Below are 13,676 nucleotides of genomic sequence, written 5' to 3' on the forward strand. Positions count from 1 at the left end.
AATTGGAACGCCATCTGTACAATGTACACCGCTGCTCAAATCGTTTACAATGGCAAATGGTGCATTTACGATATACCGCACAGGTGCAGGGACGGACAGCATGACCGTAGAGTTAGAATGCAGTTTGCCAGATGCGGATATCATCCAAACGTACGCACGAAATTATGGTTCTCTGATCTTTGCCAATCTGCATCATATGAAGCCAAACTATAACGTGCAACCGGTATCTTTAACCGGAACAGAGCTGTTTTTCACAGGCAGTATTACATCCGAAATGATTTCTTACAAATCGAATTTGTGCAGGGTGTCGCTTGGCGTTAAAATGGTTTCCGCAAACGGCGATGATATCTCAGTGCCAGCAATTTTAGCAAACGGTGTTGTGATATACGGGAGTACAAAATTATTTCAATCGCACGCAGCTTATCACAACGGCGCATATTATCTCAGACACCCGATTCGATTAAGCGCCAATGCAAGTTCGTTTCAAATCCTTTTTTCACCTAATTTGCCAACGTCATTTTCGGATAGAACTATCCGGGTAAAGCTCCAGCGAAAAAATTTGAAAAGCATTTGGGAAGATGTCACTCCAGATGGCGCTGAAAACGAAGAAATTGTGTTGAAAACGATAAACGGAAAGCGAGAATCCATGTCGAGCATCTATTCACTTCCAAGTGGGGCATCGACAGCAGACTATCGTTTATATGCCCATTCCCCCAGTCCAAATTGCAAGGATTTTAGTGTTTATTTTACAGTATACAGAGGTGGTACAGAATGACGATCTATGAACGCATCAACTGCCGCATCTACTGCTACGACCACAGTGCAAAGCAGTATACGGAAGTCTACGCCAATGCACTAGACGAAAGCAGCATCATTTCCGCATCTATCAAGCGGCAGTGCTGCCATGACGGGGCTTTTGAGATCGGCGGTGTATATGCAGCGACACTGTCCATGCAGGTAAAGTTGCCAGGCATGTCTTTATTTCAGGTGCGTGGAGCGAAAATCATTGTCTGGTCAAAATACAGCACGGAAAACGAATGGTATCCTATGGGCACATTCTGGGTAACGGATGCCACACGAGTCGGCGAGATATACACTCTCAATGCGCAGGATGCTGTGGGATGGTTAGACACCTCCAGTTATAACAGTACATCCGATTCCGCAGTCAGCTCTGTTGGCACAATCCTCACCAACCAGTACGGCAACACCGGCATGGGTATCGACCAATGGGACGATGAAAATGGGGCGGAATACGGCGGTTGGCTGTACTATCTGACAGGATGCACAAACACCTTTATCCTCTCTCAGACCGGTATTGCGAATATGCTTGCCTGGAAACCATATGACAAAGCAAAACGAGAGACATATGGTAGATACTGTAACGACAGGATCTATGCAGAAGTGGGCGATGAATGGACTAGGACGATCTACCCCGCAAAGTTTTTCCTGCGCACGGACAATAGCAACAGCGATTCGGATTGCCCACGTGATTTTTATAAGTATCTATCAGAACTTGCGTTCGGATTTATCTCTGCCAGACCAGAGGACGGCAAACTGGAGCTAGGACAATTTGGGCACCCGGAATTCGGTACGGTGCAAATCGGCATGAACGAGATTGAGTATGATTCCTGCGACGTTGCAGACTACACCATAGAAGCCATGCGTATGGACGCAAGAGTGGAACTGGAGGACGAGAGCAGCGCATGGGCATACACACGACACACAAGTCCAGATTATAATTCCAGCATCTGGGCACGATTTGCAATCGAATCCAACCCATTTCTGGACGGTTTCGCAAAAGACTTTGTATTCCAAAGAGGATACAGCTTGCAAACAGTAACCAGATCAATGTGGAAGGCACGCTATCCTGACACAAACGGGTACAGCATCCGCCCATTTTCCTGTACTGCCCACAGTACAAAGCGCTACCATCTAGGGCAGAAAATCGATATCACATACAAGGATCTGCACGAATCAGCAGCACGCACCTACAGCAGCATTATCACGTCTATACAGTGGACGTTCCGCGGCGGCACACAGCTTAGCTGCGGCGGTGCAGATAGTCGTGTTATGGCAGACTGTCTGCGTGCGTCTAAGGGTGATAAAGTACGCAAAGAAGCCCGGAATCGCTGCCGGGCATTGGAAAAACGAGTGAAGCAACTGGGAGGTTAATCATGATTTTACAGGCAGATCAAAAATTTATTGATGCGTCCCATGTGGCGCATCTGCTAACCGCCGGGGAAAAATATGCGGATAGGCTGACTTTTTCGGTGGATCGGCAGTATCACGGGAAAGATCTTGCAGGCTGTCTGTTTGTAATCCGTGGCGTCAACAGCGCCGGTAATCTGTCGTTACAGACGCTATCGCAGGAAACCACAGATACAGCGATCCTGTTGACGTGGAACATCTCCCCTGCATTTACGGCGGTATCCGGTATACTGGCGCTGGAAATCGTGTGCTATGACGAGGACAACATGATCCTGAAATACACTGTCACGCCTATGCAGGTACGGGAATCAGTGCTGGAAGAATACAGCGGCGGTGTGGACGCTATTGAAGAAGCCCTGAAAGAGATGGAGCAGATCCTGGAGGAAACACGCTCTATTTCCGTGAAACTGCCCATTATCAAGGACGGGACATGGTGGTTGTATAACACGGATTCCGGCGCATATGAGGATAGCGGACAGCCTGCACAAGGTCCTGCCGGACAGGACGGTCGTGACGGTGCTGACGGTGTACCAGGAAAAGATGGTACTGACGGTGTGCCCGGCGCAGATGGGCTAGACGGAGCTGACGGCAAATCCGCCTATGAGATCTGGTTGGATGCCGGAAATGTCGGAACAGAGGCGGACTTTTTGGCAAGTCTGAAAGGCGACACTGGTGAAATCCCGGATACATCGGAAATACTCGAAGCTGCCCAAAATGCAGAATCCGTTGCAAATTCGGTGCGTGCCGATCTGGTAAATTATTATCGGAAGTCTGAGACTTACACGCAGGAGGAGGTCAATCAACTGATATCTGCGATCCCCAAATTTGCGATCGCAGTTGTGTCCGCCCTCCCAACAAGTGAGATTAGCCCCACTACAGTCTACCTGTTAAAATCCGGTTCTGAGACAGACAACCTTTATACGGAGTATATCTACGTAAACAGCGCCTGGGAAACGCTAGGCGCACAGAAGATGGACTTGTCCGGTTATTACACTAGTGCGCAAACGGATGCACTGCTGGACGATAAGGTGGATAAAGCAGACGGGATGGGGCTGTCTGCAAACAACCTTACCGATGCGCTGCTTGCCAAGCTAAATGGTGTTGAAAACGGCGCAAATAAAACGATCATCGACACCGATCTTGACGAATCAAGTGATAACGCTATCGCTAATAGGGCTGTGGCAGTAGCAATCGCATTACTACAAGCAGTAGCCCATACGCATGACAATCAATCCGTATTGGATAGTATTACAGCAGCATTGTGGGCACAGGTAACTTCAAGTGCGCACTCGCACAATAACATCAATCTGCTTAACTCGATCAGTCCCGGGGATTTGGATAAATTACGTGAAACTCTGCCTAGCAGCATCTATGAATTGCAGGAACGAGTTGACAACTGCCTGCCACTGTCCGGTGGTACGATGGATACAAATAGTAAAGTCACTATTCCTGGTGAAAATAATAGATCAACATCACTAACTAGGGCAGGTATCAGATGCGATGTTGCTGCAAACGGTGGCTGGTTCCAGGGGATCGCATATTATGATGCAACTGATACAACTGCATTATGCTATATCGGTGCATACGGAATAGGGGACGAACTAAAATATATATGCCTCGGTGGAATGTATAACGATCCGCTTGTAAAAATTATGCCGGATGGGACGATTATCTGCCCGAATTTATCCGACTCTGGTTGGATCACCTGTACACTAGGATCATTTGCAACTAGTGGTACAATAAAATACCGTATTGTCGGAAAACAAATAGCTGTGTACGGCAGCCAAGTTGTTTTAGCGAAGGAGGCTGCAATGTCTCCGAAAGCGCCACAAAGCATCGCATCTTGCACCTACGACTTTACAAACATAAAAAATGTAAGCGGTATAGGCAGATGGGGATCGTATGCAGGTATTATATCACTGGCAAAATATAATGGCAGCAATATCATACACATTTGCGGTATTGGATCTGCAATACCAGCTGAGACATCCGGTGATTTTTATGTTACCGGGTTTATCGACTGATCGGGGGTGAAACAGAATGAACGAAGAACTGGAAGAACATCTGCTAAACAAGCACGAACAGCGCCTAAACGACCACAGTAAGCGTCTTGACCGTTTAGAACAGGACGCAGCAGAAACACGCATCAAGCTGGACAACCTTTGCGACAAGATCGGAGGGTTGACTAAGGCACTGTACGGCGTGTGTGGACTGCTGGCAACAACCATTGTCGGCATCCTGGCATACGGCATACAACAGATTTTATTTTAGGAGGAATCAAGATGAATCGGAATTGGAAAACATGGACAAAGGCAGCGGCTGCGCGTGCGGTTAAGACCGTGGCACAGACTGCTATTGCAATGATCGGCACCACCGCATTGATCAGCGAGGTTGATTGGCTTGCGGTTGCGTCTGCTGCGGTGTTGGCTGGAGTGCTGTCGGTGTTGACATCGGTGGCAGGCTTGCCGGAAATAAAAACCGATGAAGCAAAATAAGACATAGTATGGAGGAATCACTATGACAATCACAAACGCATATCTCACACATAACCGTCCGTACACTAAGCGTACAAAGACGACTGCGATTGCAGTGCATTGGGTCGGGAATCCCGGCAGCACAGCAGCCGCAAACCGGAATTATTTTCAGACAACATCCACCGAAGTCTCCAGCAACTATATCATAGGACTGTCTGGCGAAGTGATCTGCTGCATCCCAGACGAAGAAGTTAGCTGGTGCACCAATCAGGCAAACAGCTACACTGTGTCCATTGAGACATGTCACCCGGATGCAACTGGAAAGTTTAACACTGCTACTTATAACGCCCTTGTGGAACTGACTGCGCAGCTGTGCAAAAAGTATGGTCTGGACCCGCAGAAAGGCGGTGTGATCCGGCATTTCGATGTGACCGGAAAGGTCTGCCCGAAGTGGTTTGTACCCAGGGCAAAGGGCGGTACGGACACGAACAGCAGTGCAAACTGGATGAAATTTTTGTCGGATGTTGCTGCGAAGATGGGGGCTGAATCAACTAAGGCGGAAACAAGCGGAAAAAAATACCGTACAGACTGGAAGCAGGGCGAGAAGGTCACTATCGCAGATCAGGCGCAGCTGTTTGTGAATGAATCAACAGCTACACCGTCAAGCCGTCTGCGTGGCGGTACGTATTACATCTATGACGGGAAGATTTGTAAAAACGGACGATACCGCATTACAACCACAAAGGCTAATTGCGGCAAAACTCCGGCTGGTAAGTATGTGACAGGGTATGTGAGCATTGATAAGATGAGCTAAAAAAACCGGCGGTACTACAGGGTGATTCCTGCGGTATCGCCGGTTTTTTCGTGTTGCATTTCGTGTTGCATCGTGTTGCATTTTTATGCGAAACAATGCGTTTTTGCGCTTGTATATGCTTTTTATCGTTCCGGATGAAATAAGAAAAGCCTCGCAGAATCGGCAGATTTCCGAAACTGCGAGGTTTTTTCATTTATTTGTTTGGCGGACAGGGAGGGATTCGAACCCTCGATACGCTATTAACGTATACACGAGTTCCAGTCGTGCGCCTTAGACCAGCTCAGCCACCTGTCCATTATATAAAGCTTCCTGCGTTAGGAAGTGGTGCGAGTGACGGGACTTGAACCCGTACGCCGAAGCACACGCCCCTCAAACGTGCCTGTCTGCCAATTCCAGCACACTCGCATTCATTTGTCGCATTCAGCTTTATTATTATATCAAAAAAAGCAGCACTTGTCAACACTAAAATGCATCTGATTTTGTTTATTTTTTGTAAATATAAATGTTTAATCAGGAAATTTATGTAAATTCTCACGTGGTATAGTCATTAAAGCATAAAAAAAAGAGCACTTCACACCAGGAAGTGCCCTACTTTTTCTCCAAACAATTATCTCAAATGCCGTTTTTCTGCAAAATATTGTTTGGTATCCATTGCCACAATTCCCGACAACGCCAGCAGTGCAATCACATTCGGGAATGCCATGAGTCCGTTAAAAATGTCTGCGATATCCCAGACAGCCTCAACTGTCAGATATGGTCCAATAAATACAGCTACGATGTACAGCCATCGGAACATCAGAGTTAGCGTATGGCTTGCCTTACCGCACAGATAGGTCAGGCAGCGTTCTGAGTAATAACTCCACCCCAGAATCGTTGTGAAGGCAAAGAAAATCAGACATGCCATCAGCAGAAAAGAAGATACCTGACTGGGGAACGGCAGACCATACTGGAATGCTGCGTCTGTGATCTCCACGCCTTCCAATTCCGTGCTTCTCCATGCACCAGAAATGACAATAGACAGACCTGTCATTGTGCAGATTACGATGGTATCAATAAAAGTGCCTGTCATAGTCACCAAACCCTGACGCACCGGTTCTTTGGTACGAGCAGCAGCGGCGGCAATCGGTGCAGAGCCCAGACCTGCTTCATTAGAGAAAATACCACGGGCAACGCCCTTCTGCATTGCCACGATCATGGCACCCAACGCACCGCCAGCAACTGCATCCACGCCAAAGGCACTGCGGATCACTTCAACAACGGCACTTGGAATTACAGTGACATTACATACCATAATGATCAAGCAGCAAAGCACATAAATGATTGCCATAAACGGTACAACAACCTGGGAGATCTGAGAGATGCGCTTAATGCCGCCAATAATAACCAGTGCCACACAAATTGTCACAATCAAACCTACGATCACTGTTGTCCAGGTATATTCATTGCCAAACAATATGAAAGCCACGCCGGACTTGTCCGGATCAAAGAAATTATTCGATGCTGAGGTAATGCCGTTGATCTGTGTAATAGTGCCGATTCCCATTAGACCAGCCAAAGTGCCAAACAAAGCAAACAGCTTCGCCAGCCACTTCCAGCGAGAACCCATGCCTTTTTCAATGTAGTAAAACGGTCCGCCCAGATAGTGCCCATCCTTATCCACTGTCCGGTATTTGATTGCCAGAAAGCCTTCGGAATATTTCGTCGCCATACCGAACAGTGCTGCGATTTCCATCCAGAACAATGCGCCGGGACCGCCGGCAGCGATTGCGGTTGCAACACCTACGATATTACCAGTACCAATGGTAGCAGACAGTGCAGTACAAAGGGCACCGAAGCTGGTAACCTCACCATCGCCGCCTTTTTCATTCTTTACCATAAACTTGAGCGCTTTGCCCAAATGACGGATCTGAAGTCCGCAGACACGAATTGTCAGCCAGATGCCGCACAGCAGAATCAGTACGATCAGCGGAATACCCCATACCCAGCTATCAATTTGTTTGATAACAGATGTAAATGTTTCCATACAAAATACACTCCTTTTGATATTTTCCTATTTCCGATAAAATTAGAAAAAATGCACTTTATTATATCACATTTTCCTGCTTTTTTCAAGCAAAATACTATGATATTATTTGAAAAATTACAATTTTTCTCGTATCTTACGAAAATAAAAATATCCGGTCAGACTGAATAAAATCTCCATTCAGCCTGACCGGACGCCTTTGTCCATATTTTCTTTTAACGGTTATTCACTGTTTCCGGATACAGATCATGATGGGTCAGACGCTCCCACGCCACCTGTTCCCATTTCGTCCCTGGTTTTCCATAATTGCAATAAGGATCAATGGAAATGCCGCCCCGAGGCAGAAATTTCCCCCAGACTTCAATATATGCCGGATCCATAAGCTGTATCAGATCATTCATGATGATATTGATGCAATCTTCATGAAAATCGCCGTGATTCCGGAAACTGAAAAGATATAGTTTCAGAGACTTACTCTCCACCATGCGTTCTCTCGGAACATAGGAGATATACAGTGTTGCGAAATCCGGCTGCCCAGTAATAGGACAAAGGCTGGTAAATTCCGGGCAATTGAACTTGACAAAATAGTCCCGTCCTGGGTGCTTGTTCGGAAATGTCTCCAGCACTTCCGGCGCATAGTCACTTGCATACTGGGTATTCTGATTACCCAGCAGCGTGATATCGCCCTTTTCTTCCTCACTTCGTCCTGCCAATTGATTCACCTCCCAATGCCGGATCTGCCACACCGTTTGCCGCAAATGCCGCCGCACGGTCACGGCAGGTACCGCAAGTGCCGCAAGGAGTCTCGCCTCCCTCATAGCAGCTCCAGGTCAACTCGTAGGGCACATTAAGTTCCAGCCCTTTTTTCACCACCTGCGATTTTGTCCAATTGACAAAAGGTGCTTCAATATACAATTGATTTCCACTGCCCAGATAGATTGCCTGGTTCATGGCATCGTTGAATGCACTGCTGCAATCCGGGTAGGCATTCCCAGCCGCATCATCGCTGTGTGCGCCATAATAGATTACTTCGCAGCCGTGAGACAATGCAATACTTGCCGCAGATGAAAGGAGCAAACCATTCCGAAAAGGCACATAGGTAGAAACAGGAGTGCCGCCCGTATGCTCCAGCTGCTGCGCATAGCTTTCCTTGGGAATTTCCTCCGTAGAACCAGACAGCAGAGAACAATTAGAATCCGCAAAGATCAACGCCAGATCCAACTGTTTCCAAAAGACGCCGTAATGCTTTGCGATTTTTTCCGCCGCTTCCATTTCCCTCTTGTGCTTCTGTCCATAATACACCGACAGTGCCAGCACCTGATCTGTGCCATATTTTTCCACCGCCAGACCCAGACAAGTGGTACTATCCACACCGCCGCTGAAAAGAACCAATGCTTTCATGCCCTTGCCTCCTATAGCAATTCCTGTAGCGTACGCTCTGTCTGGAACGCACCGCAGAAAGTTTTTGTGGTTGTCCGAGAAGAAACATTCCGGATTCCCCGGGCTGTCATGCAGCTATGAGAACCAGTGATGACCACACCCACATCCGGCGTATCTGCCGCCTCCATGAGGATTTCCGCAATATCTCTTCCCAGCCGTTCCTGCAGTTGCAGCCGTCTGGCCGCCATATCACAGATACGTGCAATCTTACTCAGCCCGATGACCCGTTCTCGGGGGACATATGCCACATCGACTTTCATATCATACATCAACGCAAGATGATGCTCACAATAACTGAACACACTGATATCCTTTATTACCACAGCTGTCTGAGCCTGATTCGGATCAGGTGCTTCAAAGGTCTTGCCGAACATCTGTGCAATTTCATGATTGGAATATGCGATCCCGGCAAAGATCTCCTCATACATCCGTGCTACACGCTGAGGTGTTTCCTGGAGACCTTCCCGATCCGGGTCTTCCCCGATCGCCTCCAGAATTCCACGAATATGCTGTTCAATTGCCTTGGTATCCACTGTATCACTTCCTTTTCTTCAGACACCGCGTGCCTGCGGATCCCAGATATATTTATGCAGCTGCAACTGAAGCCGGACACCGTTCAAGGTATGTTCCTTCAAAAAATCCACAATCTCTGCTGGCTCGATAGAGCCGAATACCGGGCTGAGATAGACCGTGCATCGAGCTGTCAGGGCATACTGCCGGATCACTTCTCTGGCACGTTCCAGATCAGCCGTATCCCCTACCACGAATTTCACCGTATCCTTGTTGTTCAGCAACAGGAAATTATCCGTCAGCATATGGGATTCCATTCCGCTGCCCGGCAATTTATAGTCCATGGTGAAGCTAGGACGAAAGGATAGCGACGCAAAAGATTCCAGCGGAACACTACCGTTTGTCTCGATTTCCACACGATAACCCAGCGCACTCAGTGCCGTGATCAATTCTTCGATTCCTGGCTGCAAAAGAGGCTCACCGCCAGTCAACGTCACCCGATGGATACCGGTACTCTGCACATACTGCACCAGTTGTTCTGCGGTCATGTTCTGCACCGGCGTGTCCTCCTGATTCGCCCACTTGGTATCACAAAAGCTGCACGACAAATTGCAGCCGCAGAACCGGATAAAAACTGCCAGTGCTCCGGCATTGACACCCTCTCCGTTAATGCTGACAAAGGTTTCTGCTACTGTAAACTGATTCATACTCACACCCCATAAATCGCACAATTTTCCGGCGTTTCATAGACAGCCACACGCCGTACCGGCAGACCCTCTGCCTGGAATTTCTCAAAAAAGCACTTTGCAAAATGTTCAGCAGTCGGACGAAACGGCACTGCGATCAAGCGAAATCCCTCAGCCAGCAATGCCTCAATAGTCGTGCTCTGCAAAGATCCCTCTTCATAGATCAGCGCATGATCATAACTGTCCGCCAGGGTGCGCACAGCTTTTTTCACATCGCCGAAATCCAGAACCATACCACGCTGTACGCCCTCTTCCTGCAAGTTCTCTGCCCCAACAGTCACTTCCACGCACCAGTGATGGCCATGGAGATTGGAGCACTTTCCCTCATATCCTGCCAGGAAATGCGCACTATCAAATGAAGCCGATGTTTTCAACTCATACATAGGAATGTCCCCCATATTCAAAGTCACTGCACCTGCATCCTGCTATAAAAAATGCAGCCGTCCTTACAACGGCTGCATCCGGTTTTACATACATATTATACATACATATCAAACAATATTTCGGATGCCCTGGTTTTGTTTTACGACAGGATGGCGCAAGCGAACTGTCAAATCTCATAAAAAGAATATTTTCTTTTCATAGTATAACACATGGGCAAACGAATGTCAAGGCTTAATTTTACGATTCCTCCGGCGGAACGTAGGTCGGTGCATTCTTGGGACTGCTTCCCTTTACCACAGCGTGGTAATAGGAATATGTCATGGGGATGGCTTCTGCACGTACCAGATCACAGTCTGTCACTTCGCCAAGAAAAATGGTGTGAGTTCCGGCATCCATGGTCTGTACGACCTGGCAAGTCATCCATGCCATTGCACCGTCCGGCACTGGCATATCCTCCTGCATGGTATAGGACACCTCTGCAAACTTATCCGCATCCCGGCTGGAGCGATAGCCAAAACCGCCGATGAGGGACGGCTCCGTATCTGTAGCAAGAATGGAAAGGGCAAACTTTCCACTTTCCACAATCTGGTCATGGGTCGCATTGTCGTGATTGATGCTGACTGCGATCCGTGCCGGCGAAGAGGTGATCTGCATGGCACTGTTTGCCACACAGCCGTACAGTTTTTCTCCATTTGCTGTTGTCACAATGTACACGCCATAGGACAACTTCTGCAATGCTTTACGATTCATAATCCAATCCTCCCAAATTATTCTGCACCGGGGCCGATAGAGGTGACAATGTGCACCAGGAACTTCAGCAGCAGAATGGCGTCATCGCCGTTTACTTCATTATCCACCTTGCAGTCTGCATTTTTCATGGCTGCATCGTTCAGCGTCACAGCGCCGGAAACCTTTTTATTCAGTAGAACAGCGTCAGTGATGTCAATGCGTCCGTCTAGATTGACATCACCGTAGAGAACAGAACCTCCGTGATTGCCGGAAGTCTCCGTGGTGGTTTCTGTCGTTGTTACGGTTGTTGTCTGCTCTGTTGATTCTGTGGTCACTGTTCCATCGGAAACCGTGATCATCAAAGATGCCATGCCTGCATATATCATGGCACTACCTTCACTCTTTGCCAGAATTTCTGCCGTATTACCGTCAGTGGAGATAATCTCAAGAATATTTGAATCAGAGGAAGACCATTCCGCACTGTCTCCAAAGGCTGTATTGAACCGTAATTCCGCTGTTTCACCCACATTCATACTCGAAGGACCGCTGATAGAATCTACCGGATCTACATTGATATCTTGTGTAGTTTCAGTGGTATCCTCTGTCGTGGAAGTTGTGGTTTCCTCGGTGGTGGTGGTAGTTGTTGTCTCTTCTGTTTCAGTGGTAGTTTCTTCTGTTGTAGTAGTTGTCACTTCTTCTGTCGTGGTTGTACCTGGGATAACTGGCTCTTCTCCGTTTGCAACTGCAACTTCAGACGGATATACTGTGACCTCATCACCGATCTCCGCAACGACCTCACCAGTGCCGTAAGCTGCAAACAATCCGGCAGCAGCGCCTACCAGACCGATCTGATAGTCCAGAGCAACTTCGTTGGAAGTCGCATCCTTTGCAGAATGATTGTATGTGGTAAAGTCAGAGCTTGTGGGACCGCCTACCAATGCGCCGTACAAAGTATGACCGCCTGTGGATGCATAATCGCCGTTCCAGGAATTCCACTCATGCCAGTCAGAGCTTACTGTCAGATTTGAAGCGGCACGGTGGTGAGGTGAAGTTGCGGACAGAGAATTATAGCCAACGACCAGGCAGACATTGGCATTGTTATCGCCCAGAATATAATTCATCTGCTTCTTGCACCACTCGGAATAATCCTTTCCCGATTCTGCACTATGCTTCGTACATACCAGCGCACAGAGCTGCATCAGGGTATTGTGTCTTGCGCTGCCCCAGCTGTTCATAACATAGAACTGGCTCTGGTTTGCGTTCACCTTTGTGTCAATATAATTGACCGCATTGCTCCAATTACCGGTGATCTCTGCGTTGATGATCGCAGCGCCGAGCCATGCATTACCGTAATAATAGTCATTCGTCCAGCTGTTGGTACTACTAGTGTATTTGCTGTTTTCCGTCAGATATGCATCCTCACCTGTTGCCAAATACATCCAGCCAGCTGCCCAGGAGATGTCGTCCTGTACATCCTTGTCTTCATAGGTGCTTTCCTCATAAGTCATGGTACGATACTTCGCAGCAAAATTATAAAGGGCTGTTGCATAGGTCAGATCCTCTTCGTTACCGGAGATCATATAATTCTGTGCCAGTGCAGCCGCATACTGTGCAGCAACATTGCTGGCACCATTTGTAGTGGAATAAGTCTCACTGCTGTCATGATCCCACATGGTTTCCGGCGCACACCAAGTCGAATGGTCTTTGCCATCGTTTCCGACCTCATAAACAAAGGAGGTCACTTCCCCATTGGACAATGTCGTAGAATTTTTGAAGAAATCACAAAAATAATCCATGACCACCTGATAGTGCTCTGTTGTACCGGTTTTCTGGAACTGATCTTCATATTCATAATACATCCAGCCCAGCGTAGAAGCCGTGAAGCCAGCAGTCAAACCACACTTGATACCGTCTCCTGCATCGTGAAAGCCACCTTCTGCCACATCACCTGCATGACAGTCATCACGCCAAGAAAATGCGCTTGTCTCCCCAACTTCGCCGCCACACATGTTGGCATCAAAAAAATACAGAGAATACTGAAGCAGCTTTGCATAGTTGTCCAGCCCCAGATCCTCAGCAGATGCCGTGAAGCCCGTTGCTGCAGACATCGTCCCTGTCACCGCAAGAACACCGGCAGACAATGCTGCCATTACCCGATTTCTCCATTTCGATCCAATCTTCATTTGTCATATCACTCCTAATTCAATTTCAAGACGATGTACATTTCGTACAATACGCCGTCAGATATTGTGGATAGTTTTATCATACCATGATTTTTCAAATTTGTCAAGATAATCTAATGTGGATTTTTTCAATTTTACATACATGCAAAAATTGGCGCTGCACAA

General features: G+C 47.7%; 14 protein-coding genes and 2 tRNA genes. 6 read left to right on the plus strand and 10 right to left on the minus strand.

The window, feature by feature from the left end; translation table 11 throughout:
* The 6 genes from QZ375_RS04480 to QZ375_RS04505 form a co-directional block, all read left to right on the plus strand.
* The coding region (locus tag QZ375_RS04480) for a hypothetical protein (RefSeq protein ID WP_295215854.1) at positions 1-775 on the plus strand (775 nt) is incomplete at its 5' end.
* Positions 772-2,172 carry a hypothetical protein gene (locus QZ375_RS04485; protein WP_295215856.1) on the plus strand — a complete coding sequence of 467 codons (1,401 nt, stop codon included), beginning with the start codon at positions 772-774 and terminating at the stop codon, positions 2,170-2,172. The genes QZ375_RS04480 and QZ375_RS04485, both read left to right, overlap by 4 nt.
* 2 nt (positions 2,173-2,174) lie before the next feature.
* A complete protein-coding gene (locus tag QZ375_RS04490; protein ID WP_295215858.1) occupies positions 2,175-4,232 on the plus strand; it encodes a hypothetical protein in 2,058 nt (685 codons plus the stop codon).
* 16 nt (positions 4,233-4,248) lie between these two features.
* On the plus strand, positions 4,249-4,479 hold the full coding sequence (locus QZ375_RS04495) for a hemolysin XhlA family protein (protein WP_295215861.1): 231 nt from the start codon (positions 4,249-4,251) through the stop codon (positions 4,477-4,479).
* A gap of 11 nt (positions 4,480-4,490) precedes the next feature.
* Positions 4,491-4,703, plus strand: coding sequence for a holin (locus tag QZ375_RS04500; protein WP_295215863.1), 213 nt, complete (start codon positions 4,491-4,493; stop codon positions 4,701-4,703).
* Between the two features lie 22 nt (positions 4,704-4,725).
* Positions 4,726-5,496: a peptidoglycan recognition family protein gene (locus tag QZ375_RS04505; protein ID WP_295215866.1), complete on the plus strand. Its 771-nt coding sequence runs from the start codon at positions 4,726-4,728 to the stop codon at positions 5,494-5,496.
* Between the two features lie 202 nt (positions 5,497-5,698).
* On the opposite strand, the gene QZ375_RS04510 is transcribed toward QZ375_RS04505, so the two are convergent.
* The 10 genes from QZ375_RS04510 to QZ375_RS04555 form a co-directional block, all read right to left on the minus strand.
* Positions 5,699-5,790: transfer RNA gene (locus QZ375_RS04510), tRNA-Ser, on the minus strand.
* 28 nt (positions 5,791-5,818) lie between these two features.
* Positions 5,819-5,901: transfer RNA gene (locus QZ375_RS04515), tRNA-Leu, on the minus strand.
* 202 nt (positions 5,902-6,103) lie between these two features.
* Complete coding sequence (locus QZ375_RS04520; RefSeq protein WP_295215869.1) at positions 6,104-7,519, minus strand: sodium:alanine symporter family protein; 1,416 nt, start codon at positions 7,517-7,519, stop codon at positions 6,104-6,106.
* A 215-nt stretch (positions 7,520-7,734) separates the two neighbouring features.
* Positions 7,735-8,232 carry a preQ(1) synthase gene (gene queF, locus QZ375_RS04525; RefSeq protein ID WP_295215872.1) on the minus strand — a complete coding sequence of 166 codons (498 nt, stop codon included), beginning with the start codon at positions 8,230-8,232 and terminating at the stop codon, positions 7,735-7,737.
* Positions 8,216-8,920, minus strand: a complete 705-nt coding sequence (gene queC, locus QZ375_RS04530; protein WP_295215877.1) for a 7-cyano-7-deazaguanine synthase QueC — start codon at positions 8,918-8,920, stop codon at positions 8,216-8,218. The genes queF and queC overlap by 17 nt, the downstream gene beginning before the upstream one ends.
* 11 nt (positions 8,921-8,931) lie before the next feature.
* Positions 8,932-9,492 (minus strand): GTP cyclohydrolase I FolE, encoded by a 561-nt coding sequence (gene folE, locus QZ375_RS04535; RefSeq protein WP_295215880.1) that lies wholly within the window; start codon positions 9,490-9,492, stop codon positions 8,932-8,934.
* Positions 9,493-9,510: 18 nt separating this feature from the next.
* The gene (gene queE / locus QZ375_RS04540; protein WP_295215884.1) at positions 9,511-10,176 is read right to left on the minus strand and encodes a putative 7-carboxy-7-deazaguanine synthase QueE; all 666 of its coding nucleotides are present in this window, start codon (positions 10,174-10,176) and stop codon (positions 9,511-9,513) included.
* Between the two features lie 2 nt (positions 10,177-10,178).
* Positions 10,179-10,598, minus strand: coding sequence for a 6-carboxytetrahydropterin synthase QueD (gene queD / locus QZ375_RS04545; protein ID WP_295215888.1), 420 nt, complete (start codon positions 10,596-10,598; stop codon positions 10,179-10,181).
* 238 nt (positions 10,599-10,836) lie between these two features.
* Entirely contained in the window at positions 10,837-11,349 is a 513-nt protein-coding gene (locus QZ375_RS04550; protein WP_295215891.1) for a flavin reductase family protein, read from the minus strand.
* Positions 11,350-11,366: 17 nt separating this feature from the next.
* Positions 11,367-13,511 (minus strand): glycoside hydrolase family 9 protein, encoded by a 2,145-nt coding sequence (locus tag QZ375_RS04555; RefSeq protein ID WP_295215894.1) that lies wholly within the window; start codon positions 13,509-13,511, stop codon positions 11,367-11,369.
* Between the last annotated feature and the right edge of the window lie 165 nt (positions 13,512-13,676).

The sequence above is a fragment of the Ruminococcus sp. genome (genome assembly GCF_019417665.1).
Lineage (GTDB): Bacteria > Bacillota > Clostridia > Oscillospirales > Ruminococcaceae > Ruminococcus_C.